The 26,502-nt window shown below is 37.8% G+C and carries 22 protein-coding genes and 1 other annotated feature; all 22 genes read left to right on the top strand.

Annotation, left to right across the window (positions count from 1 at the left end; all coding sequences use genetic code 11):
- Nucleotides 1–4 precede the first annotated feature (4 nt).
- The 22 genes from KVT27_RS13350 (at nucleotide 5) to mreD (ending at nucleotide 26,495) form a co-directional block, all read left to right on the top strand.
- A complete protein-coding gene (locus tag KVT27_RS13350) occupies nucleotides 5–178 on the top strand; it encodes a YjfB family protein (RefSeq protein WP_080709112.1) in 174 nt (57 codons plus the stop codon).
- Nucleotides 179–320: 142 nt separating this feature from the next.
- Entirely contained in the window at nucleotides 321–1,979 is a 1,659-nt protein-coding gene (locus KVT27_RS13355; RefSeq protein WP_254636143.1) for an epsilon-toxin family protein, read from the top strand.
- Between the two features lie 191 nt (nucleotides 1,980–2,170).
- Nucleotides 2,171–3,619, top strand: a complete 1,449-nt coding sequence (locus tag KVT27_RS13360) for an S-layer homology domain-containing protein (protein WP_036119301.1) — start codon at nucleotides 2,171–2,173, stop codon at nucleotides 3,617–3,619.
- Nucleotides 3,620–3,637: 18 nt separating this feature from the next.
- Nucleotides 3,638–6,559, top strand: coding sequence for a vWA domain-containing protein (locus KVT27_RS13365; RefSeq protein ID WP_217581462.1), 2,922 nt, complete (start codon nucleotides 3,638–3,640; stop codon nucleotides 6,557–6,559).
- Between the two features lie 198 nt (nucleotides 6,560–6,757).
- Nucleotides 6,758–8,122: a glutamyl-tRNA reductase gene (gene hemA / locus KVT27_RS13370; protein WP_008180664.1), complete on the top strand. Its 1,365-nt coding sequence runs from the start codon at nucleotides 6,758–6,760 to the stop codon at nucleotides 8,120–8,122.
- A 174-nt stretch (nucleotides 8,123–8,296) separates the two neighbouring features.
- On the top strand, nucleotides 8,297–9,124 hold the full coding sequence (locus KVT27_RS13375; protein WP_036119291.1) for a cytochrome C assembly family protein: 828 nt from the start codon (nucleotides 8,297–8,299) through the stop codon (nucleotides 9,122–9,124).
- A gap of 18 nt (nucleotides 9,125–9,142) precedes the next feature.
- Complete coding sequence (gene hemC, locus KVT27_RS13380; protein ID WP_036220606.1) at nucleotides 9,143–10,075, top strand: hydroxymethylbilane synthase; 933 nt, start codon at nucleotides 9,143–9,145, stop codon at nucleotides 10,073–10,075.
- Nucleotides 10,065–10,826, top strand: a complete 762-nt coding sequence (locus tag KVT27_RS13385) for a uroporphyrinogen-III synthase (protein WP_036119285.1) — start codon at nucleotides 10,065–10,067, stop codon at nucleotides 10,824–10,826. The genes hemC and KVT27_RS13385 overlap by 11 nt, the downstream gene beginning before the upstream one ends.
- Nucleotides 10,823–11,803 carry a porphobilinogen synthase gene (hemB, locus tag KVT27_RS13390; RefSeq protein WP_036119282.1) on the top strand — a complete coding sequence of 327 codons (981 nt, stop codon included), beginning with the start codon at nucleotides 10,823–10,825 and terminating at the stop codon, nucleotides 11,801–11,803. The genes KVT27_RS13385 and hemB overlap by 4 nt, the downstream gene beginning before the upstream one ends.
- On the top strand, nucleotides 11,804–13,096 hold the full coding sequence (gene hemL, locus KVT27_RS13395; protein ID WP_036119279.1) for a glutamate-1-semialdehyde 2,1-aminomutase: 1,293 nt from the start codon (nucleotides 11,804–11,806) through the stop codon (nucleotides 13,094–13,096).
- A 244-nt stretch (nucleotides 13,097–13,340) separates the two neighbouring features.
- Nucleotides 13,341–13,787 (top strand): SRPBCC family protein, encoded by a 447-nt coding sequence (locus tag KVT27_RS13400; protein WP_036119276.1) that lies wholly within the window; start codon nucleotides 13,341–13,343, stop codon nucleotides 13,785–13,787.
- A gap of 175 nt (nucleotides 13,788–13,962) precedes the next feature.
- Complete coding sequence (locus tag KVT27_RS13405) at nucleotides 13,963–14,643, top strand: hypothetical protein (protein ID WP_036119274.1); 681 nt, start codon at nucleotides 13,963–13,965, stop codon at nucleotides 14,641–14,643.
- Between the two features lie 273 nt (nucleotides 14,644–14,916).
- Nucleotides 14,917–15,174, top strand: a binding site (T-box leader).
- A gap of 72 nt (nucleotides 15,175–15,246) precedes the next feature.
- Nucleotides 15,247–17,892, top strand: coding sequence for a valine--tRNA ligase (locus KVT27_RS13410; protein WP_217581463.1), 2,646 nt, complete (start codon nucleotides 15,247–15,249; stop codon nucleotides 17,890–17,892).
- 162 nt (nucleotides 17,893–18,054) lie between these two features.
- Nucleotides 18,055–18,543, top strand: a complete 489-nt coding sequence (locus tag KVT27_RS13415; protein WP_225316122.1) for a hypothetical protein — start codon at nucleotides 18,055–18,057, stop codon at nucleotides 18,541–18,543.
- Between the two features lie 137 nt (nucleotides 18,544–18,680).
- Nucleotides 18,681–19,961 carry a bifunctional folylpolyglutamate synthase/dihydrofolate synthase gene (locus KVT27_RS13420; RefSeq protein WP_217581523.1) on the top strand — a complete coding sequence of 427 codons (1,281 nt, stop codon included), beginning with the start codon at nucleotides 18,681–18,683 and terminating at the stop codon, nucleotides 19,959–19,961.
- Nucleotides 19,958–21,208: a bifunctional folylpolyglutamate synthase/dihydrofolate synthase gene (locus tag KVT27_RS13425; RefSeq protein WP_217581464.1), complete on the top strand. Its 1,251-nt coding sequence runs from the start codon at nucleotides 19,958–19,960 to the stop codon at nucleotides 21,206–21,208. The genes KVT27_RS13420 and KVT27_RS13425 overlap by 4 nt, the downstream gene beginning before the upstream one ends.
- 180 nt (nucleotides 21,209–21,388) lie before the next feature.
- Nucleotides 21,389–22,033 (top strand): hypothetical protein, encoded by a 645-nt coding sequence (locus KVT27_RS13430; RefSeq protein WP_217581465.1) that lies wholly within the window; start codon nucleotides 21,389–21,391, stop codon nucleotides 22,031–22,033.
- Between the two features lie 98 nt (nucleotides 22,034–22,131).
- Nucleotides 22,132–22,725 carry a Maf family protein gene (locus KVT27_RS13435; RefSeq protein ID WP_036119258.1) on the top strand — a complete coding sequence of 198 codons (594 nt, stop codon included), beginning with the start codon at nucleotides 22,132–22,134 and terminating at the stop codon, nucleotides 22,723–22,725.
- Nucleotides 22,726–22,758: 33 nt separating this feature from the next.
- On the top strand, nucleotides 22,759–23,430 hold the full coding sequence (radC, locus tag KVT27_RS13440) for a RadC family protein (RefSeq protein WP_217581524.1): 672 nt from the start codon (nucleotides 22,759–22,761) through the stop codon (nucleotides 23,428–23,430).
- 593 nt (nucleotides 23,431–24,023) lie between these two features.
- Complete coding sequence (locus KVT27_RS13445) at nucleotides 24,024–25,043, top strand: rod shape-determining protein (protein WP_008180696.1); 1,020 nt, start codon at nucleotides 24,024–24,026, stop codon at nucleotides 25,041–25,043.
- Between the two features lie 13 nt (nucleotides 25,044–25,056).
- A complete protein-coding gene (gene mreC, locus KVT27_RS13450; protein ID WP_036119251.1) occupies nucleotides 25,057–25,971 on the top strand; it encodes a rod shape-determining protein MreC in 915 nt (304 codons plus the stop codon).
- Nucleotides 25,971–26,495, top strand: coding sequence for a rod shape-determining protein MreD (mreD, locus tag KVT27_RS13455; RefSeq protein WP_080709101.1), 525 nt, complete (start codon nucleotides 25,971–25,973; stop codon nucleotides 26,493–26,495). The genes mreC and mreD overlap by 1 nt, the downstream gene beginning before the upstream one ends.
- Nucleotides 26,496–26,502 lie beyond the last annotated feature (7 nt).

Below are 26,502 nucleotides of genomic sequence, written 5' to 3' on the forward strand. Positions count from 1 at the left end.
CTGTATGGATATAGCGGCTTTATCGATGGCAATGAATCAAGCGACACTTATGCAAAACGTATCCTTGGCTGTAACAAAACAAGCGATGGATATGCAACAGCAAAACACAGAACAATTAGTTGAAATGTTAGATGCTCCACATCCGACAGCTGGACATACAATTGATGTTCAGGTCTGAGCAGGCAAGGTAGCTTTAATTTAAGCTACCTCTACTTTTAAAGTTATCGTTTGAGATAGAAATTGTAACTTTTTGAATGAGAAAAACTACCAATAATACGATATACTATTCATGACTAAAATTTAGCAAGGAGGCAGAATTTTTGAAAAAGATATCATACATACTATCGATTATGTTACTGATGGTTCTAGTTTTTTCCTTTAACCAAACAGCTAAGGCTGCCCAATTAGTAACTGGTACCTTTGTTGATGTAACATATTCAGAATATACCAAGCCAGATGGCACGATAGAAAAGCAGTTGAGTAAAGTGACATTGCAAAATGATCGCGGCCGTTCTGTAACCTACAATATTAATAAGAACACTCGCTTATTTATTAATAATACGTCCACAACTATAGAAGGTTTTAAAATGGGCATGGAAGTGGAAGCTGACATTTCTTTAAGAAGTGTTGTGGAACTACGAGGTAAATCTAATTTACCAACAGAAACAAATGTTCCATCAACTGGTGGCAACAGTACCACAATTGCTGGTGTCGTAACGAATATCGATCCTAATGGATTATTCATTATGGTTAAGCCAGATGTTGGTGCAGAGACTACTTACTATATTAATAAAGAAACTGTTTATCAAAAAAGCTCATCTGCAACGGATATCAGTGCACTATATGTTGGAGATCGAATTAAATTGAGCTTGAAAAATAAAAATACTTCTATTGTTACAAAAATAGCAATAAGTGAAACGGGTACTCTTGTAGAAAACCTATATAAAGGGGAAATACAAGCAGTTAATCCTAATGCCAATAAATTAACTGTCAAAAACCAGCATGCTTTTGTTAACTGGCAATTTGGCTCTCAAATAACTGCAGACCTTTCAACAATGCCTTTCACTTCCAAGGTACCGATATATGTGGGAAATACTAAGGTAGAGAAAGGTCAATTGAAAAATTATATTGGTAGCGAAGCTTATTACGCGACTGTAAAACAATTTGGGAAAGAAGTTATTGAGAAAATTGTAGTATTGAAAAACAATGAACGAACTTATTATGAACCAATGCTATCTGTTGACACAGATTACAAACTGTTAAAACTTAAAACAGCAGGCTCAATGTATTTCCATAATGGAACTATTTTAATTCGTAATGGGCGTTTAATTGAACCGACGGGGCTTATGGCTTATGGTACAGCATTTGTAATTACGGATGGTGCTGCTCGTGATCACTATGCACAGGTAGTGCAAGTGACGAGTGATAGCTTTATGTCTCCAAACTTAGCTGGTCATGAACTATATTATGGAAGATTATCTCAAGCTGATGGCTACCTTATTGAAATTGACGATGCTATGAAAATAGAATCCAATGTTTTCAAAAAAACAGATCGTACAGTTCTGTCGGTTAGTAATTCAACAAAGGCAAAGGTAGATGACGGAAGTAGAACATATAATGTCATGCCTGATATTGAACTTTATTTATCTGAAGGGGATTATGGTTACTTCTATGTGAAGGATGGTCATGTACAGGCCCTTCATATGTTAGATAATGCCAAACCTGTTGCACCATTAATGCTTACAGGGAAGTTACAATCTGTGAAATCTACGTATCCTGCTGTTATAAATGTCAAGAGTGTTAGTCAATGGCAAAATGGCCGTTGGTATGAAGCAGGTGAGATGATTAATATGAATATTGATCAAGCGACACTGATAAAAGCAGGTAAAGTGATTCAGGCATCTGATTTACAGCCATCGGATCGTTTAGTTGTATTATCGGATCGATTTGTAAAGGGACATTTTATTTTAGTAGATTAATGTCAATAACAAACTAAAATCTGCGAGTCTAATGCGAATAGTATTAGCAAAAAGGCGATGAAAGGAATCTTCGCTTAGGCTTATGGGCTAAATTGTCAATACTTTCGAAAGATAAGCAGATTTTTGTTTTAGAAATTTTTAAAGCTAGCATCATGATTCACTTTATGTACAGTGAAAGAGAGGATAAGCGCATGCAAAAAAATTGGTCAAAATTAGTGTTAGTCATTCTGGCTATTTTTGTAATTAATTCGATTACACCATTCCATGCATCAGCTGCTTCATTAGAAACAACAGGTGCCGTGAAAAATGAATATACATATGAGGAAGCGGTATTTCTTTCAGGAGCACCCGTCATTTTCAAAGGAACTAGTAAAGATATTAAAATTACACAAAAAGAATCAAAGGGCAAACTAACTGAAACGTATAGTATGAAGTTAACTGGCAACAATGGCGCAACATTAACAAGAAACATTGCCTATGAGTCAGATGTTGTGGATTATGCAAGTATTGGTCAAAAAACTTCTAATGGAGAGGTTAAGAAATATACTGAAAAAATTACAATCGGATCGATTACTTATTCTTTAGTCGATTATCAATTTTCCCAAGGAACTGTTACAGATAATCGGGCAGCTTCTGATTATTACTCGGGAAATGTAATTTCAAGAAAGACCTATGCCTATGAAACTGGCAAAGGGAAAAATGCGGTTCAAAACACCATAACGATTGAAACTGATAGCAGACATGCAGGCTATGAAAACTTTTGGGGAGCAACTGAAACACAAATCACAGAGTCTGTTTATTCATTCAGTGATGGTAAAACAAGCCATGTAAAAAATCGCGTATCTACTAGTAAATCACGTATCCTGAATTACGAGGAGAACCTAGGTACTTTAGGCAGCTTCGAAGGTGGCTATGCCGTTGTCAGTGAAAAGGACGTTATATCGGAGTACACTTATAATTTAGCTTCTGGACAAAAAGGTACACTGGATTTAGATACAGAATATATGCCTACTATTGAACGTCTTATTATTCCTAAATTTCGGGACTTAACAAATCATTATGCGAAAGAAGCAATTGAGAAACTGTATTCTCTAGGTATTTATTCAGATTCAAGTAATTTCTTCTCTCCTAAAACGCCAATGAAACGCATTGATTTTACTACAGCCATTGGTAAAGCGGTGGACCTACGCGTGTTTGAAGAAAAGAAATCAAGAAAAGCTCCTACTACAAGTGTCTTTAAGGATTTAAAACGATCTACTAAAGACTATTTCTATATTGAATCAGCTTTAAATAAAGGGATCATTAAAGGGGTTTCAGCGGATTACTTCATGCCTGATGGTGCCATCACAAGAGCACAGGCGGCAACTATCTTTGTTCGTGCTTTAGGCCTGGAAAATAGAGCGCCTAATCCTGGCTTTTTAACGAAATTTACGGATGACAACCAAATTCCAAACTATGCAAGAGATGGTATCTATATTGCCAATGAGCTTGGATTGATGATTGGCGATTCTGCTGGACGTTTCAATCCAAATAAACCACTCTCTCGAGCAGAAGCTTCCGTTGTCCTAGAACGTTTCTTGAAATATTTAGAAGATGACTTGAAACAAAATTATCGTGATGACATATTGTTCTTTAACTAAAGAAAGGACTGAACAACCATGACATATGTAAAAAAAGCATTGCTTACTATGCTGAGCTTCATGCTTCTTTTGATGACAGCAACACCTGTTGTTACGCAAGCAGCTACAACAATTAGAGATGTTCCGACGAATAGTAATAATTACAAAGCCATTTCTTGGGCGGTTGACAATGAATTGATGACTTTGAACAATGCCAATAACTTTTTACCGAATGAGCAAGTGACAGATCGAGAGCTTGTCCTCATGTTTGCGAAGCTAGACCGTAACTATCCATTATCTTATACGGATAGTGTAGCTTATAACTTTTATAGTGATTTTTATTTACCGTTTAATGGAACACATGTAAATGCCAATCGATCAAAAGCGATTACTCGTGGTCAATTTGCACAAATTTATGCCGCTTTTAAAGGATTGGATTTAGATGAACCACAAGCTGTTCAATATTTATATTCAAACAATTTATCGACAAGTAGTTCAGGCAAAAAGACATTTGCAAGCTTTAATCCATCAACAAAATTAACACGTGGTGATGTCGCGACATTCTTATACAGAGCAGTCCAAAATGGTAACTTTGCCGTACAAGGATTAACGCGAAGTGCAGCTGGTCGTGATAATGATAGTATTACATTACCTCCAGGATTCATGGGCTCCAATAGTGCGGATTTTGAAGAGCCAAAGGATAACTCCAATGATTTTACTGGACCTGATTATGTAAATAATGCACTGCAAAGCATTGTAGTGGAAAAACCTGATTTAATTGCGAATGAAGTGGATTCAACACTTGTGACTGTATCTTTAAAGGCTTGTAATGGAGACCCAATTGCGGATGATAAATCTTATACATTCCGTGTAACGTCAACTTACGGTACGATTATCGATACTTCCGGCGAAGCGGTTAGAACCGTCCAATCTGATGGTTCGACTGTATCAGCTATTGTTGTAGCGCCAAAATTAACAAAATCTGCTCGTGATACGATTTCCTTTGAATTGGTTAATAACACAGATCCAGCAATGAAGTGTCTTGTGGGGCAAAAATTAAAAGCAGAGGTGCGTTATTCACCACAACCTGAATTGCGTATTGATTACCAAGTCTATGATCCTACTAATACAGATGATGATAATGGTAATGTGACACCACCATATATCCCATATGAGAAATTGCCAGAGTTCTTCACACAAAATATAATTGATGTGTATTCACCAATTCCATTAAAGTATGACGGGGATAAAAAGCTATTTAGTATTGGGCAGCAAACTAATGTAACAGACGCTTTGGGTAATGTTCAAAATGTTTATTTACGTTACGGAGGTTCAGATCCTAGATATCCAGCACTAGGGTATGAAAATGCTATTTTACAATTTGAAAACTACAATATTTCTGTTTACCTTTTTGAGGAACTGTTAAATCGTCGTTTAGATAATTCAGTCACATCGCCAGCTAAAACAGAAATTATGTATATGATTTCTGAAGATGGCCGTCCGATTTACCGTGTTCAAGGGATTGATGATGAAATCGCCTCTCAGGTAGAAAACATTAATCCAGTTGGAGCTATCATCCAGCTTATGAACCATATGCCGGAAGAAAAAAAATTAACACTTGAACATTATGATAGTGTCATGAAAATTTATTCTATTTTTACCAACTTAAGTAACTATGATCGTACGGTGTTATTAAAATATCAAGGCGGGAAGTTACTTGGACAAGTAGAGGCTTATAAAAAACGAGTAGAGGCATTGAAAGAAAGTGCTGATGCTGCCTCTAGACCATCAGGCAAGGATCGCTATACAAAAGTCATGGTGACGTTAGTTCGTCCTGGTGGAGAACCAGTTACGGATTATCAAGGAACAGTTAAAATCAAGTATGATGGAGTGGAAAAAACAGCTTCGTTTATTACGAATACTTCAGATCCATTAAACAATACAGGTAGTCCAGGTACAGCTGTTGCATACTTTGACTCTATCATCTATGGCAAATCTAAAGTAGAAGCAACCCTTGTCAATCCAATAGACCCTCGTTATGCAACAATTTTGAAGGGGTTAAAAGATAAAACAGTAACCAAAGATATTTTTACTAATCCGTACTTCAGTAAAAATTCATGCTCATTAGCAACAGAAATTGCTTATGTAGTGGATTATTCTTCTTCTATGAAAGCTGTTGATCCAACTAATTATCGTGGCAAAAAAATGATTGAATTTATCAATCAATTGAAGGCGAAAAATAACATCGTCATCGAAACAAACACAAAGGCAACAATTCTTGGTGAGGGAACAACAGATACTGTATTGAAGAAAGACCTTTATAAAGCATCTAAAGAGAAAGGTGCTACGGATATTTTTGCAGGTATTGATATTGCATTAACGAAATTCTCAAACGATACAAAAACGGCTAAAGCTATTGTAGTTGTATCTGATGGGAAAACAAGTAAATCTAAAATGACAAAAGTGATCAGTGAAGCGAAAAAGCAAGGTGTGAAAATATATACAGTAAGTATGGGCAAGAAATCACAAATAAGTGATGCTACTTTAATGCAATTGTCTACAGAAACTGGCGGAGCTTATTATCACGCGCTTGATAATTTACAATTGCATCAGGTGTTCCAAAAGTTGATTGATGCGATTTTATGTAAAACTCCGGCATCAAGCTGTATCAACCCGGATGATTTATTTGAGGATGCAAATGTATCATTGCGAAAAGGCTATCTTACAATGAGCGCTCGTATTGATGGTAATTGTCCAAACGTTGCGAAGATTAATGTACGTTATAAATCGATTAGTGGTGATGTACAATTCGAGTTGCTAAAACGTAGTGATCATGTGTTTATGTTAACGAAAACAGTACAAACTATGCAGGACTTTAAAGTTAATAATGAAATTGACTTGATCGCATATGATAAAGATGGAAATATTATTTCAATGAAAACTATTTCTATAACAAATTAATGATGAAAACTGCCTCCTTTATGCGGGGCAGTTTTTTAATTTGAAACAAAACGTATAATTTGTTACACTTAGTTTATAATAATTCTAATGTAGATGACGAAATGCAGTTCTTCATGACATGTTCACAAATTATAGATGAACTATTGTCGAACTGTGCTATAATAAAATTTGTGAATTAGAACGTGTGAGGTGTTATTCATGCATACCATCGTAGTAGGCTTGAATTATAAAACAGCGCCTGTTGAAATAAGAGAGAAGTTATCATTCATTGAGAGTGAACTACCTCAGGCAATGGAAGCGCTGCAAAAGCAGAAAAGTATTTTAGAAAACGTTATTGTTTCGACATGTAACCGTACAGAAATTTATGCTGTTGTGGATCAATTGCATACTGGACGTCATTTTGTGAAACAATTTTTAGCTGATTGGTTTGACTTGCCTGTGGAGACATTTTCTTCGTATTTAACAATTCGTGAAGAAGATGAGGCAGTTGAACATTTATTTAAAGTGACAGCTGGGATCGATTCAATGGTTCTAGGTGAAACGCAAATTTTAGGGCAAGTAAAAAAAAGCTTTTTAAGTGGACAAGAGATTGGCACGACAGGAACGGTTTACAATCAACTATTTAAACAAGCGGTAACATTTGCAAAGCGAGCACATAATGAAACAGCTATCGGCGAGAATGCGGTATCAGTTTCTTATGCAGCAGTAGAATTAGCAAAGAAAATTTTTGGCTCTTTACAACGCAAGCATGTAGCTATTCTAGGTGCAGGGAAAATGGGGGAGCTTGCGATTGAAAACCTCTACGGCAGTGGAGTAGGAAAAGTAACAGTAATTAACCGTACGTTTGAAAAAGCGGAAAGTCTAGCTGCAAAATTCCATGGTCAAGCTAAATCAATGAAGGAATTACAGTGCTCCTTATTAGAAGCAGATATTTTAATTACATCGACTGGTGCAACTGATTATGTCATTGATTATGAGCTCATGCAATTCGTGGAACGTTTACGAAAAGGGAAACCATTATTTATGGTAGATATCGCTGTTCCTCGTGATATCGATCCACGTGTTGGTGATTTACCAAATGTTTTCTTATATGATATTGATGATTTACAAGGTATTGTCGAAGCCAATTTAGCGGAGCGTGAACGTGCTGCTGCTGATATTACGGATATGATTGGGCATGAAGTGCTCCAATTTAAAGATTGGGTGTCTACGCTTGGTGTCGTACCTGTGATTTCTGCATTACGGAAAAAAGCAAATCGTATTCAAGAAGAGACCATGACTAGTATCGAGAATAAAATGCCAGATTTAACGGAACGTGAACGTAAAATTTTAAGTAAACATACAAAATCAATTATTAATCAATTGTTAAAAGAGCCAATCTTACAAGCGAAAGAAATGGCTAATTCACCAAAAGCAAATGAACAGTTACGTTTATTCCAACAAATTTTTGGTATAGAAGAAGCTGTGGAAGCTGAAGTTCAAGAGATGACGAAGCAAGAGCTTGAGCGTAAAGAACGCGCACAGGCAACTCAAACTTCTGCTGAACCAAAGTATTCTTTCTAAATAATCTAATGCGTTTTGTACACTGAAGTTGTACGAAGTGGTGTTGCGCTATTGGATTCTCTACTGATATTACATGAGGCGTTTTCGTATCTGTATGGTAAACTTAGGATACGAAAACGTTTTTTGTTTTCTTATTTATAGCTTTACAATTTCACTACAAAGAAGGGATGTCTATTGGCTGATTTGACCATGACAAGGCTATATGAGGTGATGATCGTCTTGTATGCGATCAGTCTAGTTTTTTACTTTACTGATTATTTTTATAAGCAAGTACGAGCAAGGCGCATTGCTTTCTGGCTTGTTTCATTTGTATGGATGATTCAAAGTGCCATTATTATTTTAACGTTTGTGGAAACGAAACGCTTTCCGATCTTATCATTGTCAGAGGGAATTCTCTTTTACTCCTGGTTACTTGTGACGTTATCCATTATCCTGCATTGCATTGCAAGAGTAGACTTACCGGTATTTATTATAAATATATTAGGATTTTTGTTTGCTAGTATATTTACATTTATGCCTAAACGTCCTACGGGAACTGTCGGAGATACATTAATTTCGGAAATGCTTTTTATTCATATATCATTTGCGATATTGTCATATGCAGCATTCACATTAACATTTGTGTTTGCCATTTTATATCTTGTTTTATATCGATTGCTGAAGAAGAAAAAGTGGTCGCATCTTTGGACAAGACTGCCATCTTTACAGCAAACGAGCAACTGGATGAATGTATCATTCTTTATTGGAATCCCGATGTTATTTATAAGTTTAATATTAGGGTTTGAATGGGCATTATTAACATTAGAGAGTCTTTCGATTTTCGATGCGAAGATCATAGGATCCTTCATTATTTTAATTTTGTATTGCTTTATCTTATATGTGAATCGCAAAAGCAAGCTGATAGGTACAACTTATGCATGGGTACATATTTATGCCTATTTATTAGTTGTTGTGAACTTCTTCTTAGGAAGTAGTTTATCGCGATTCCATTTATGGTATTAGAGGAAAGGTTGGAGACTGTTGAGAAAAATTATTGTAGGTTCTAGGAGAAGTAAGCTAGCACTAACGCAAACAAATTGGTTCATTAATGAATTAAAGGCTGCTGGTGCTCCATTTGAATTTGAAGTAAAAGAAATCGTGACAAAAGGTGATCAAATTTTAGATGTACAGCTTTCAAAGGTAGGGGGAAAAGGATTGTTCGTTAAAGAAATTGAACAAGCCCTTTACGATAAAGAGATTGATTTTGCTGTCCATTCTATGAAAGATATGCCTGCTGTATTGCCGGAAGGTTTAGTAATTGGCTGTATTCCTCCACGTGAAGATGCACGTGACGCATTTATTTCGAAGGGACATGTTAAATTTGCTGATCTTCCTGCAGGAGCTGTCGTCGGGACAAGTTCTTTACGACGTAGTGCACAGCTACTAACAGTACGTCCGGATCTTGAAATTAAATGGATTAGAGGAAACGTTGATACACGTTTAGCTAAGCTTGAAACCGAAGAATATGACGCGATTATTTTAGCAGCAGCCGGTTTAAAACGACTTGGTTGGAGTGAAGATGTTGTCACTGAATTTTTATCAGTGGAAGATTGTTTGCCAGCCGTAGCACAAGGTTCTCTTGGTATTGAATGCCGTGGAGATGATACCGAGCTATTAGCCGAGTTAGCTAAATTAACAGACCAATTAACATGGCAAGAGGCACATGCAGAACGAGCATTCTTGGCGGCTATGGATGGCGGGTGCCAAGTACCAATCGCTGGCTATGCCACATCAAATGGGGATGAAATTACTTTAACAGGCCTTGTTGCTGCACCTGATGCATCAGTTGTATATAAAGAAACAGTAGTTGGTTCAGACGCAAAAAAAATAGGGGAAGAGCTGGCTACTATTTTAACGAAACAAGGAGCTTTCGATTTAATTCAACGTGTGAAGGCAGAGCAAGATGCAAAATGATTTACCTTTAAGAGGTAAAACGGTACTTTTAACAGGTACATCTAAAACAACAGCTATTGTAGATGATATTGCAGCTTTAGGTGGCCATGCAGTAATTGCCCCATTAATTGAAACATGCGAACGTATGGACAACGATGATGCAAAACTGTTGAATAGTGCGCTTCAATTTGACTGGGTTATCTTTACGAGTCAAAATGCTGTAGATGCCTTTGCTAATAAGATGGAGCGGCATCAATTAAGTGCCAAAAATTTTCAAGCGAAAATTGCTTCCATTGGGACAAAAACAACTACAGCGTTAGAAAATCTAGGATTTCAAGTGAGCTTTATGCCTTCCATATTTAGTGCTGATGTTTTCGTCAAGGAATTTCCAAGTATAGCTGGCGACCATCCGAGTTGTCTGTTTATTCGTGGAGAAAAGGCGAAAAGTACGTTGAAGGATGGACTGCCCTTTAATTTGAAAGAATGGACAGTTTATGAAACGGTAGAACGACATGATCAAACATCAGCTATTATTAATTGCATTCATCGCAATGAGGACGTCACAGTGATTTTTGCTAGTCCTTCAGCTGTTGATGTATATGCAAAAAGTGTAGCAGTACATGTTGGATGGCAAGCAACTAGGGTTGCAGCCATCGGCCATATTACGGAAGCAGCTCTTGAACAATACGGTGCAACTGTGGATATTATGCCAAGTGTATATACAATGCAAGCAGTCATCGAAGAATTAATGAAAGTAGGGGACAAATCATGACAAAACTACAATTTCAAAGACATCGTCGTTTGCGTGCCAATGCAACGATGCGATCAATGGTAAAAGAAACATACTTACATAAAGAGGACCTGATTTATCCTATTTTTGTAATAGAGGGCGAAAATATTAAAAATGAAGTACCATCTATGCCTGGTGTTTTTCAATTTTCATTAGATAAGCTAGAAGCAGAAATTGATGAGGTTGTTGCATTAGGAATCCCAGCTGTAATATTATTTGGTTTACCGGCTGAAAAAGATGCTGTTGGAACTGGTGCATTCCATGATCATGGTATTGTCCAAGAGGCGACTCGCTTAATTAAAACGCGTCACCCTGAGCTTTTAGTCATTGCAGATACATGCTTATGTGAGTTTACGGATCATGGTCATTGTGGCTTAATTGAAGGCGATCAAATTTTAAATGACCCTTCATTAGATGTTTTAGCTCGTACAGCAGTATCACAAGCAAAGGCAGGCGCAGATATAATTGCTCCATCTAATATGATGGATGGTTTTGTTGCAGCCATTCGAGCTGGTCTTGATGAAGCAGGCTTTGAGCATATTCCAATCATGTCATATGCTGTGAAATATGCGTCAAGTTACTATGGCCCATTCCGTGACGCGGCAGATGGTGCTCCACAATTTGGTGATCGTAAATCCTATCAAATGGACCCATCAAACCGTTTAGAGGCATTCCGTGAGGCAGAATCTGATATCGAAGAGGGAGCGGATTTCTTAATTGTTAAGCCAGCCCTAAGTTATTTAGATATTATTCGAGATATGAAAAATAATTATCCATTACCACTTGTTGCGTATAATGTCTCAGGTGAGTATGCGATGATTAAAGCAGCTGCTATTAATGGGTGGATTGAAGAGAAAAAAGTTGTGCTTGAAACATTATTAGGCATGAAACGTGCAGGTTCTGATTTAATTATTACGTATCATGCAAAAGATGTTGCACGTTGGTTGGAGGAGAAATAAATGACACGTTCTTACGAAAAATCAAAGCAAGCCTATGCTGAAGCTGTTCAGTTAATGCCAGGTGGTGTCAATAGCCCCGTTCGTGCATTCAAATCAGTAAATATGGACCCAATTTTCATGGAATCAGGCCATGGGGCTATCATTAAAGATATTGATGGTAATGAATATATAGATTATGTATTATCTTGGGGCCCACTCATTTTAGGGCATACACATCCAGAGGTTGTCAAAGCGATTGCTGAAACTGCAGCAAAAGGCTCTTCCTTTGGTGCACCAAGCTATACAGAAAATCGTTTAGCTCAATTAGTGTTAGATCGTCTTCCAGGCATGGAAATGATTCGCTTCGTTTCTTCGGGGACAGAAGCTACTATGTCTGCATTACGTGTAGCACGCGGTGTTACAGGTCGTGATAAGATTTTAAAATTTGAAGGCTCTTATCATGGCCATGGTGATTCATTATTAATTAAAGCAGGATCTGGAGTTGCTACATTGGGTCTTCCTGATAGCCCTGGCGTACCTGCAGATATCGCTCGTAATACGTTAACTGTAGCCTATAATGATTTAGAAGGCGCTAAAGCTGTTTTTGAAAAATTTGGTGCAGAGTTAGCAGCAGTTATTGTAGAGCCAGTTGCAGGGAACATGGGTGTTGTACCTCCACAATCAGGTTTCTTAGAAGGCTTACGCGAATTAACAACTACACATGGTGCGTTATTAATCTTTGATGAGGTTATGACGGGCTTCCGTGTTGATTTTGGTTGTGCACAAGGTTATTTCGGAGTCACACCTGATATTACGACGCTAGGGAAAGTAATTGGCGGAGGCCTTCCAGTGGGTGCGTTTGCTGGTACTAAAAAAATTATGGAGCAAGTAGCACCAGCTGGACCGATTTATCAAGCTGGTACACTTTCAGGGAATCCATTAGCTATGACAGCGGGCTATGAAACGCTATCACGTTTAGATCACAGTACTTATGAATACTTTAAACAACTAGGCGATCAGCTAGAGGCTGGTTTCCGTGAAGCGGCGACGAAGTACAATATTCCTCACACTGTTAATCGTGCAGGTTCTATGATTGGCTTCTTCTTTACGAATGAAGAGGTCATTGATTTTGCAACTGCTAAATCATCGGATTTAGCCTTATTTGCTGAATACTTCCGTCTGATGGCTGAGGAAGGAATTTTCCTACCACCGTCTCAGTTTGAAGGGTTATTTATCTCTACTGCACATACAGAGGAGCATATCGCAAAAACGGTGGATGCCTTCCATAAAGTATTTGCACAATTAGCTAAGTAAAATTGATAGGGCATGCTAGAAAAAAATCTAGCATGCCCTTTTGTATACATAAGTTAGAAGTCATTGTAGTACTTGAGCAATAAAAGAACAAAAGAGAAAAGATAGCATATATTAACTACCAAGGACAATCATCTATACTGGATGAAGGACCTGCTTTTGTCAAAATTATATCTTTCAGCATAGCCAAAATGTGGACGATATCGTTTATAATATAGCTATTCATAAAAGAAAGTAGTGAATTGATATGGCAACAGGCACACATACGGTCGAAGTACCCGTAGGAATTGAACATGTATGGGATTTCGTCAGTGATATGGAGAAATGGGCAAAGCTTGTCCCAGGTTATAACGCACATGAAATGATTGATGACAAACATTCAACATGGACTTTTAAAGGAAATGTGGGAGTTCTGAAAAAAACAGTTGAAGTAGAAATTATTATTTTAGAGTGGGTATCCCCGTCCAAAGTGACATTTGAACTTAAAGGCCTTTCGGATAATTTCACAGGAAATGGCTATTTCCTGGCAGAAAGCATCGATGCTGAAAACACAAAAATGACAGGCTTCTTAGAGGTTATTGCTGGCGGATTAGCTGGTCCTGTTTTAAATCCAATTTTCAAACCGATTGTACCAAAGGCAACGCAAATGTTAACAGATCGTGTAGCAAATAAAATCAAATTAGTACATGTTTAATGGATGTAAGTACATTCATAAAAATGGCATGCTAGAAGTAATGTTCTAGCATGCCATTTTTATATGAATTTCCTCTTTTTTCATACGGTTGAATAGGAAGCTTTCTAGCATACTATCCCCTCATAAGTCATATGATGCAAAGGGAGGGATTATTATCGAACACAAAACTTGGAATATGAGTGAAACATTTTGTTTTCCTGGGTACGGCTGCCCAACAGAAATAGCAGCTGTGCAAATTAAGCCACAGTGGCAGGCAATGCAGTTAGAGGATTCACTACGACTAGTAGGCATCTATCATATCACCGCACATGTACGCTTCGATTTTCAAAATATGCAAGCTTTTACAGGCGAGGAAGATTTAATTTCAATTGATGCCCTAGATGTCCAAGGAGATACAGGTTATTTTGAGTATGCCGTGCCATTACATGTCGATCTACCAAAGGAATCAAACCTTAAGGATATTATGGTCAAAGATATTCGCCCAAGCTTGACGAATCAGAAATGTCAGCTTGAATGGACAGTCACAAGCATCTTTAACGAATACGAGCCAGTTGTTGAAAATGACCATGTATTAGAAAATCAGTCCTTTACTGCCAGTGCCTATGAACATGAAGAGGTACTTACTGTGCCAGAGGAAAGTATGCAAGTGAAAAAACAAACTACCGCAGTAGTAGCAGCTTCACACCAAGTGAAGACTCCAACAGTTGACCAAAAAACAATTTTGAGAGAATCCTCAAGTCATATTGTTGTACGTGAGTCCAGCTCTTGGCATGAAGTGCCTTCGATGATTTGGGATCTAACTGAAGAATATACACCGCTTAAAGTTCGTGTATCAAATGATGTCTTTCAAAAGTAAATAGCTGAGAAGTAGCAAGAGTAATAAGAAAACTAAATCACCGGATGTTGGAACAATAATGACACGGATAAATTGAAAACAACAAATCGGCACGATAATCGTTCTACAGTAAAAACGAACTTGCCTTATCCAAGGTGGTAAAAGCCAGGGGTTATACTTGCGTCGACGCATTTGATTATTCACTTCCTTTTCTATTTACTTTACTCTTATTAAAAGATGACTAAATCACTTGAAAAATTACACGTTTCTGCGGTACAATAAGGAAAATCAAATACAGATGCTATGATAGGGAAGAGTAAATTATGTTTACATTTTCAGAGAGGAAACGGTAGCTGAGAAGTTTCTATTTGTACTTAATTGAAGGTAGCCCTTGAGCAGCTTTAGTGAACTAACAGTAGTTAAAGCCGGTTAAACACCGTTACCGAATTAAGAGCCAGTAGATAAGGCTAAGAAATGTATTCGATGATCATTTCCTTAACCGCTGCTGGAATTAAAGGTGGTACCGCGAACTAAAACTCCTTCGTCCTTTTAGACGAGAGGAGTTTTTTTATTTGGTAAAGTGATTGCTTTATCAATAGTCTTCAAACATTAGGAGGAGTCAATATGACAGAAAACATTTCAATGCCAACTAAATATGACCCACAGTCCATTGAAGCCGGTCGCTACGAATGGTGGTTGCAAGGGAAATTTTTTGAGGCACAGCCAGAAAGCGGGAAAGAACCCTATTCAATCGTTATTCCACCACCGAACGTAACAGGTAAATTACACCTTGGTCATGCATGGGATACAACTTTACAAGATATCCTTATCCGTATGAAACGTATGCAAGGATATGATGCACTTTGGTTACCAGGTATGGACCATGCAGGTATTGCTACACAGGCAAAAGTAGAAGCAAAGCTACGTGAGGATAATATTACACGTTATGATTTAGGACGTGAAAAATTCCTCGAGAAAACATGGGAATGGAAAGAAGAATATGCTGGGCATATCCGTGATCAATGGGCAAAGCTTGGCCTTGGATTAGACTACACACGTGAGCGTTTCACACTTGATAAAGGTCTTTCGGAGGCAGTTAATACAGTTTTTGTTCAATTATATGAAAAAGGCCTAATCTATCGTGGTGAACGCATTATTAACTGGGATCCAGCTGCTAAAACAGCATTGTCTGATATCGAGGTTATTTACCAAGATGTGCAGGGTGCCTTCTATCATATGAAATATCCTTTAGCTGATGGCTCAGGATATGTAGAAGTTGCGACAACACGTCCTGAAACGATGCTTGGTGACTCTGGAGTAGCTGTTCACCCGGAAGATGAACGTTATCAGCATTTAATTGGTAAAACGGTTATTTTACCGATTGTAGGTCGCGAAATTCCGATTGTAGCAGATGACTATGTTGATATGGAATTTGGAACAGGGGTTGTAAAAATGACACCTGCCCATGATCCAAATGACTTTGAAGTTGGTAATCGTCACAATCTTGAGCGTATCCTCGTGATGAATGAAGATGGTACAATGAACGAACTTGCTGGCAAATACAACGGTATGGATCGTTTTGAATGTCGTAAGCAAATTGTTGCTGATCTACAAGAAGCAGGTGTATTAATACGCATTGAAGAACATATGCATTCAGTAGGGCATTCTGAACGTTCGGGTGCTGTTGTAGAGCCATATCTTTCAGCACAATGGTTCGTTAAAATGCAACCACTTGCAGATTCTTCATTAGAGCTTCAAAAAGACCAAGAAGGTAAAGTGAACTTTGTTCCAGCTCGTTTTGAAAATACTTATTCTCGCTGGATGGAGAATATTCGTGATTGGTGTATTTCTCGCCAATTATGGTGGGGCCATCAAATCCCGGCTTGGTACCATAATGAAACAGGTGAAATTTACGTAGGAAAAGAAGCACCGGCTGATGCAGACAATTGGACACAAGATGAGGATGTATTAGATACATGGTTCTCTTCAGCACTATGGCCATTTTCTACAATGGGCTGGCCAGACGAGGCAAATGAAGAATATAAACGTTACTACCCAACTAATACGCTCGTAACAGGCTATGATATTATTTTCTTCTGGGTATCTCGAATGATTTTCCAAGGTCTTGAATTTACAGAACAACGTCCATTCAAAGATGTATTAATTCATGGTTTAGTTCGTGATGGTGAAGGGCGTAAAATGAGTAAGTCACTTGGCAATGGTGTAGATCCAATGGATGTTATTGAGCAATACGGTGCAGACTCATTACGCTACTTCTTAGCAACAGGTTCATCACCTGGTCAAGATTTACGTTATACTACTGAGAAGGTAGAGGCTGTATGGAATTTCTCTAATAAGATTTGGAATGCATCCCGTTTTGCCCTTATGAATATGGATGGAATGACATATGATGAAATCGACTTAACAGGTGAAAAATCGGTTGCTGACAAATGGATTTTAACTCGCTTAAATGAGACGATTGAACGTGTAACATCTCTGGCAGAGCGCTATGAATTTGGTGAAGTTGGCCGCGAACTTTATAATTTCATTTGGGATGATTTCTGTTCTTGGTATATTGAAATGGCAAAATTACCATTATACGGTGAGGATGAAACAGCTAAAAAGACAACTCGTTCTATTTTAGCGTACGTACTCGATCAAACGATGCGTCTATTGCATCCATTTATGCCATTTATTACAGAGGAAATCTGGCAACACTTACCGCATGATGGTGAATCGATTACAGTGGCTGCATGGCCAACAGTACGCACGGATCTTCATTTTGCTGATGAAGCAGATAATATGAAGCTCCTAATGGATATTATACGTTCAGTACGTAATATTCGTGCGGAAGTAAACACGCCAATGAGCAAAAAAGTACCGTTATTTATCTCTGCGAAAGATGCTGAAACAGTGGCAGTACTTGAAGCGAATAAAGCCTATTTAGAGAAATTCTGTAACCCAGATACGTTAACAATTGGTGAAGGCTTAGAGGCACCAGGGCAATCGATGACAGCGGTTATTACAGGTGCACAAGTCTTCCTACCGCTTGTTGGGCTTATTAACTTAGAGGAAGAAATCGCTCGTCTTGAAAAAGAGTTAGAGAAATGGGCAAAAGAAGTGAAGTTAGTGACAGGTAAGCTTTCAAATGAAAAGTTCGTATCGAAAGCACCTGAGGCATTAGTAAATGTAGAACGTGAAAAATTAGCGGATTATGAAAGTAAGCACGCGGTTGTATTAAAACGTTTAGAGGAATTAAAAAATATGTAATAGTAGAGCAATGGATGACGCTAAAGTCATCCATTGCTTTTTTATATAGAGCAAAAGTTATGTGTTGAAATGGGTAAATATATGTAGTACTATTTAGAATAATTAGTCTAATAGGTGATGGTGGTTATTATTATAGTAGGAAACAAAACCTAACACAATATTATGTTGACGGAAAAGAAATGGTCTGTAATGGAATCGCAATACCAAAGCAATGGCTTTTTTCGGGTTTATGGTATGAATGGAGATGTGAAAATGACAGGTAATATGACAACCTATATTACGAAAGTCAATAAAGCATGTGATGACTTAGATTTTGTTAGTGCAAGGGTATTGATTGAAACAAATCTATTGAAATTATCAGAAGCGAAATATTATCGTTTATTAAACACAAGTGCGCGTGTGCTTATTAAACATGTGTTAGCCAATAGGCAAACTCAACAGGAGTGTACAAAACTATCACGGGCAGATATGTTAACCATTCATAAAATAAATGAGTATTGCTCAAATTTTGATATTTCAATGTTGAAAAGAACATTAAAAAACTCCTTTGAATTAGTACAACGTCCAGATATTATGCCTTTATTAAACAATGATGCAAAAATCATTTTGGACAATATGGGTGCATTGCTAGGGGCTCACCAAGTACATTAACAAAAATACTTTACAAACACGCAGTGGCTAGCTGTGTGTTTTTTCTATTGTTTTATAATTAATCTATGTTATTAAACGTTACTTGTACTAAAATAGAGATATTGCAGTAAGAGGGAGTGTTTCTTTTGTTTAACACAATGAACGAATGTACGGAATTTATTTTTTCACTAAAAGCCGTTGATCATAAACGTGCACCGCTTGTACTAATGAAAGAAGTACTAGCACATTTAGAGAATCCCCACAATAAACTACGCGTGATTCATGTGGCTGGTTCAAATGGGAAAGGTTCTACAGTGAATGCCCTTAGAGAAATGCTACAGCACGCTGGGTACCAAGTAGGGGCATTTACTTCCCCACATTTAGAGCGAGTCAATGAACGAATGACCATTAATGGTGAGTCGATTACGGATGAACGATTTTTATACTATTTCAATAAACTAGCTAAGATTATAGAAGAACAATATAATGGTAATTTTCCAAGCTTTTTTGAAGTAGTTACACTCATAATGTTTCAGTTTTTTGCCGATCAGGAAATTGATATAGCGCTTATTGAAACGGGGCTTGGAGGGCGTTTAGATGCGACCAATATAGTGACGCCACTACTAGCCATTATTACAACCATTTCACTTGAGCATACGGCCTTTTTAGGTGATACATTTGCCAAGATTGCCTCTGAAAAGGCAGGCATCATAAAAAGTGGTGTTCCAGTTGTTGTAGGGGTTAGCAATGAAGAAGCATTAGCTGTTATTAAAGAAACGGCGGATGCACAGCAGGCACCGTGCTTCATTTTAGGACAAGATTTTACTGTTTCAGATATATTACAAAGTACAGACGTTCAACAATTCACCTATGAAAAAGGAAATATTGCGATGACTGATATAGCTTTAAAAATGGCAGGTCCCCATCAAATCAACAATGCAAGTCTGGCCATTACAGCAATCCTTGCATTACATGAAGGGGGAGCTATTACTATATCAGACTCATCCATTCGGTATGGACTTCGATATGCACATTGGGCTGGCCGCTTCGAACAATGGCCTCAAAAAATTGTTTTAGATGGCGCCCATAATTCTGAAGGGACGGCTGCACTTATCCAAACACTCAAACATGTATTTCCAAAAAGCCATTATCGTTTTGTGTATGCAGCATTAGCAGATAAGGATCATGCCAATAGCATTGCACTAATGGATGATGTTGCAACGTCGATTGCTTTTACACAAATCAATCTACCTAATGCAATGCCTGCTGAAGACTTAGTCGTGTTATCAACAAATGCCAATAAATCGTACTATGAGGATTGGCTGGAATCGGTACAAACTGTACTACGTGAAAGAGCTGAAGAGGATGTTGTGGTGATTACAGGCTCTTTATACTTCATTGCTGGTGTTCGCCAGTGGCTACAGGAGGAAGGACGATGATACCAGGATTTGATCATTATAAAAAGAAGTGGGCTGTCCACAGTGATGATGTCATAAAACCAGGTCTTGTGGCGATGGAGGAAGCTTTACTATTAGCTGGAAACCCTCAGCAAGCCTTACATGTCGTACACTTGGCTGGCACAAATGGGAAGGGCTCTACATTAACCTTCCTTGAGGCTATCGCCAAAGAGCATGAATTATGTGTAGGCAAATTTATGTCACCCTGTATAGTCGATGTGCACGACCAAATTCAAATAGATGGTCAACCTATTACCGAGGCGGATATGGATGCTGTTTTTCGTCAAATGCATGCGGCTGGATTAAGCGGGAAACTAACTGATTTTGAACTTTTGACTGTAGTAGCATTTTTACATTTTGTGAATAAAGAAGTTGATATTTCTTTAATTGAAGCGGGTATGGGAGGATCATTGGATAGTACAAATGTAGTAACACCCATCGTATCCATTATTCCAAGCATCGCTCTAGAGCATACAAAATTTCTAGGTGATACAATCAATAGTATTGCGCATCATAAAGCAGGTATTATTAAACAAAATCGCCCTGTCATTATCGGTAATTTGCCAGAAGAAGCGAAGCGTGTTGTTTATGAAGAGGCTGCTCATAAAAAAGCTGCAGTTTTTGAAATAGGTAATCATTTTTTACTACACTCATTTGCTGAAGGAGACTGTTACAGAAATGACCAACAACATGTCCAATTCTCCCATCTAACACGTTCAATGAAAGGGGCTCATCAGGGCGATAACATGGCACTTGCTATTACAGCATTCTTAGAAGTGGCAGCATTACTTAATGTGTCTGTGAATCCAACAGCAATTCAGAAAGCTGTGAAACAAGCCGCCATTTTAGGTCGTTTTGAAGAAATCATACCATTTGTGATTGTCGATGGGGCGCATAACCCGGCAAGTGCTGAGAAATTAGTAGAAACGATTAAGGGTGAGTTTCCTGGGGAACGAATCACATTTGTTGTGGGTATATTAGCAGACAAAGACGTTCAACAAATTCTTCGACTGTTAGAGCAAGTTAGTGATGAATTTTATTTCGTTGATTTTGATAATCCACGAGCGATGGCTGCGCAAAATTTGCTGGAGCTTTCCAAAGCGACATCTAAAAATATCTTAGTGGATTATGCACAATTTTTACAGGTGCAATCAGACAACAAACAAAGAACGATCGTATCGGGCTCATTATATTTATTAACAGCAGTAAGAAATAGCTTGAAAATATGAAATGACTAGGACTCCTATTTGGAAGTCCTAGTTTTTTTATGAATGTATGCCGTTTTTGTTATGAATCAAATCTCAATAAATTCGCATTTACACTTCTAATTCTACATATACTTTTATATATTGAAATCTCGTTTTTATTGAAACGTGTACGGATAGGTGGAAGGATGAGGTGATAGATGGATGAAAATTGTAAGTCATGTAATGAAAAAACAAATATTTCGTGCAATGATTATTGGTGGATTTGTAGGTTTGTTAGGTGTTGCCATTTTTTTAGGTGTTTTACAAGCCAGTACCCAGTTACCGATAAAGAATAATGGCAGTGATGTGGCCACTAATCAATCACAATCAGAAACCATTCCTACTGCCGGTGAGAACACTAGTACATCAAATGCACCTATGTTTTATGCTAGTCAAGCAGGCGTGTATTCAAACTATGAGAGTGCAAGTGCATTTGTTGCCGAATACCCTGCATTAAAAGAGAGCGCAATTGTTGAGGTTGATGGCAAGTTTTATATTTGGACAAGCATGGAGATTGAAGAAAGTCAGCTTAAATTTTTACAGGAACCCGCAACCTTTAAAAAAGCATTTAGTGTCAGTGGTGATAGCTGTAAGGAGCCAACCCTTGCGGAGGTGACTACTGCATTAGCAGACAAAAATGCTACAAAATTAAATTTTAAGGAAAAAGGGAAGGATTCAACTTTACCTGAGGATTGGCAGACAATTGGAGCAGCAGCTTCTACTATTTCCAACGATGTCAGCGTCATCCGTTTGCAAGTATTTGCTCATTATCAGGCTAAAAATACATGTCTCCAAGTGAAATTTTAAAAGTAAAAGATAGTAAAATCATTATTATCTTGATTTTTAGAAAATTTTCAAATCGAACATTCTTCGGTATCATAAGGATAAGGAAGGATGGTCGGATCATGTTAAAAACAAACCATAAACTTATACTTGCCTCTGCTTCACCAAGACGAAAGGAATTGCTTGATATGTTAGGACTTCCTTTTGAGGTTCTGACAAGTGAAGTTGAAGAAACAAGTGTACAAGCCAGTTCAATGCAGGAATATGTAAAAGGAGTAGCTCTCTTAAAAACACGGGATGTAGCGAAAAAAGTAACCAATGCAACAATCATTGGTGCTGATACAATCGTTGTCGACAATGATGAGCTGCTACATAAACCAAAATCTCGTGAGGAAGCTATTGCTCATTTATTACGTTTATCTGATCGCGAACATGTTGTGATGACAGCGGTCGCTATTATTGAACCTAATGGGAAAGAAAACATCTTTGTGGAAGAAACCACGGTTGTTTTTCATCCTCTATCAAAGGAATTGATAGCAGCCTATGTCGATTCTGGAGACCCTTTCGATAAAGCAGGAGGTTATGGTATCCAGACGATAGGCACACTTTTAGTGAAACGAATTGAAGGAGATTACAACAATGTTGTAGGCTTACCACTTGCAGCGTTGTTTTCGCAATTGGTAAACCTACAAATTGTCCAATTTGCGAAGGAGTGAGCATTTTTGCTAGATAAGGCTTTGCCTACGTTGATGTTACGTGATGTTCATTTGGAAGATCGCCCTCGTGAAAGACTGATACGACAAGGGGCAGAAAGTCTATCCAATCAAGAACTACTTGCTATTTTATTGAGGACAGGCACAAAAGAAGAATCGGTTCTTGTCCTCGCGAATCGAGTATTAACTGTTTTTGAACGTCTCCATCATTTAAAACACGCAACCATTGAAGAAATGGTCGCTATTAAAGGGATCGGTGAGGTGAAGGCTATACAATTATTAGCCGCCATTGAACTTGGCCGACGATTGGCTCAAAAGCAGAATGATGAGAAATTTACTATTCGTTCTCCACAAGATGCTGCTGCTTATTTAATGCCTGATATGACTTCACTTAATCAGGAACATTTTGTTGTTCTTTTTTTAAATATTAAAAACCAAATTATTCACAGACAAACGATTTTCTTAGGTAGTTTAAATGCCTCCATCGTGCACCCTAGGGAAATTTTTCGAGAAGCCGTGAAGCGATCTGCTGCTTCAATTATTTGTGCACATAATCATCCTAGTGGAGTACCGACTCCTAGTGCGGAGGACATTGATGTCACAAAGAGAATTGAAGAGGCTGGTTATATTATGGGGATTGAATTAATTGATCATGTAATTATCGGCGATCATCAATTCATCAGTTTGAAGGAAAAAGGGTATTTTTAACTCTGCAAGAAATTTGCAGAGTTTTTTTATCTTGAGCTGATGTCTTATAGAAGCATTACGAACAAATTCGAAATATTTTAGCGCTATGACATTAGTGGCATATTCCTAAAATTTTTGTATTTTTTTGTGGTTTAATGGCGAACCTTTTTCGATTCAATTCGTTAATGTATTCTAGAAACTGATATTATCTTCACAAAAATTGGTAGCCTGATACACATTGTCTTATGAGAATAAAAATTATATGCTAATCTATACGTACTATTTTTAGTTTAAGAGGGAATTAAAATAGTATCTTTTCTGTGAGATAAAGTATGTGACACTACAAATTCTTGCGCTTTTCCGTTATAATGAACGGTATGAATTTTATCTTGATTCAGGAAAGACTCCCATCGAAAATGGTGGTGAGCTAAATAAGTGTGTAGTTTTTTCAAGGTGTGAAACACTAACTGATGAAGATAAAAACTTTGACGGAGTGCTATGGGTTTTGAGGAGGAGTCAATTGTATTTTTATACAATTCAATTTCCTATACATGACTGTCAAAGATAATGGATGTCAACGAAAGTATGGCTTAAATAGAAAGGGAGTACACAATTTGTTTGGACTAGGAAGCAAAGATGTCGGGATTGACCTCGGCACAGCGAATACATTAGTGTTTATTAAAGGAAAGGGAATCGTTTTACGTGAACCTTCAGTAGTAGCAAAGAATACGAAAACAGGAGATATCGTTGCCGTTGGTAATGATGCTAAAAATATGATTGGTCGTACACCTGGCTCAATCGTAGCAATTCGCCCAATGAAAGATGGCGTTATCGCTGATTTCGATATTACAACAGCAATGATTCAGTACTATTTAAGAGAAGCCTCTAAAAATTCTGGCGGCAATTGGAAAAAACCAAATGTTATGATTTGTGTGCCTTATGGTATTACTTCAGTGGAACAACGTGCGGTTATTGATGCAGCTCGACAAGCGGGCGCAAAAGAGGCTTTCACAATCGAAGAGCCATTTGCAGCGGCGATCGGATCAAATTTACCAGTGTGGGATCCAACAGGGTCAATGGTAGTTGACATCGGTGGTGGTACAACAGAAGTAGCTGTTATTTCGCTAGGCGGTATTGTAACAAGTGAGTCCGTACGTGTTGGTGGGGACGCAATGGATCAATCTATCATTTCATATATCCGTAAAACGTATAATTTAACAATTGGTGAACGTACTGCAGAAGCGGTAAAAATGGAAATTGGTACGGCATTAGCTGAAGGGCCAGAAGAAAAGATGGAAATTAGAGGTCGTGACCTTCTAACAGGTTTACCGAAAACAATTGAAATCTCTTCACAAGAAATTTCTGAGTCATTACGCGAAGCAGTTTCATCCATTATTGATGGCGTTCGAAAAACATTAGAACAGACACCTCCCGAATTATCTGCGGACGTTATGGAGCGTGGTATCGTTTTAACTGGTGGTGGCGCACTATTAACGAACTTAGATAAAGTGATTAGTAAAGAAACAAATATGCCGGTATTTATCGCAGAAGATCCTTTAGACTGTGTAGCAATTGGTACGGGTAAAGCTTTAGATCATATGGACTTAATTCGTCAACAACAGGTTAAAGGGTAAGGAGGTTTAGGCAATGCCACATTTTTTTTTCAATAAGAAAGTAATTTTGCTGCTCGTAGGCATGGTTTTTCTTGTGGCATTGATTAGCTTCTCATTACGTGATCGGACGAATGCTACTTTACCAGAGCAAATTATTAAAGATACTGTCGGCGTCGCACAATCGCTTGTTGCGAAGCCGGCGAATTATGTTAATGGTATTTTTAATAGTATTGACTCCCTCTTAAACACGTACGAAGAAAATAAACGTTTAAAAGCACGCCTAGAAGATTTTGCAGTTGTACAAGCTGAGGCTACGGATTTAAAATCAGAGAATACAAAGCTTCGTGAGCTTTTGGATAAAGCTGAGAGCTTAAAGGCATATAATCCTATTCAAGCAACAGTGATTGCTAGAAACCCTGACCAATGGGAAGAGAAAATCATTTTAGACAAAGGATCTTCTCATGGAGTTCAAAAAAACATGGCAGTTATGACGGCGAAGGGGCTAGTTGGGAAAATTACACTAGTTACGCCTTTCACTTCTGAGGTAGAGCTTTTAAATACAAATAATCCTAACTATCGTGTTTCTGCAATGGTGTTAGGTGAAAAAGAAGCATACGGTTTAATCGAGGGCTTTGATGAAGAACGTAATGAACTCATTATGAAGCGAATCGATTCTAGTTTGAAGGTTAAAGAAGGCGAGCAGGTAGTTTCTTCAGGACTTGGAGGTATTTTCCCTAAAGGTGTCCCTATCGGAGAAATTACAGAGGTTAGTACAGATGATCATGGCTTAACCAAAATGGCATATGTCAGACCATCTGCTGATTTTTCGATTTTAGAGCATGTTGTTATTGCCAAACGTACATCTACAGTCATTGATGGTTCAGATGGCAGCTCAACGAACGAAGATTTAACAAACCCGCAAGATACGAATGAAGAGGAGGCGGAATGATGGTTCGTTTTCTCATTCCTTCTGTGGCGGTTTTACTATTCTTGCTAGAACCAGAGTTTGCGATGCTTTCTCCAATTGAAATTAAGGGAGAAGTGTATTTTCTAGTACCGCGTTTTTTAATCTTATATCTCATTTTTATCTCCATCTATTACAGCCGTCAACGCGCGGTAATGTATGGACTTTTTTTTGGTGTCTTGTATGATGTGTTTTACATTGATATTATTGGATTATATTCAGTTCTATATCCACTTATATGTTTTTTAGCAGGGTCTATCGTGAAAGTTATACATCAGCACTTAGTCGTAACAACAACTATTTCAGTTGTGTTAGTAGCCATTTTAGAATTTATACTCTATCAATTTTTCTTCTTGATCGATTTTACAGCAATACCTTTATCGGATTTCTTACGTTCACGACTACTGCCAACAATCATTGCAAATGCTTTATTTTTAATGATTCTTGGTTGGGCCTTCAAGTATCTAATTAATGCGCGTGTCTTACAGAGAGCACGTGAGGTTTCTTAACAAAGAA

Origin of the sequence: Lysinibacillus sp. GbtcB16 (genome assembly GCF_019091145.1) — a bacterium.
Lineage (GTDB): Bacteria > Bacillota > Bacilli > Bacillales_A > Planococcaceae > Lysinibacillus > Lysinibacillus fusiformis.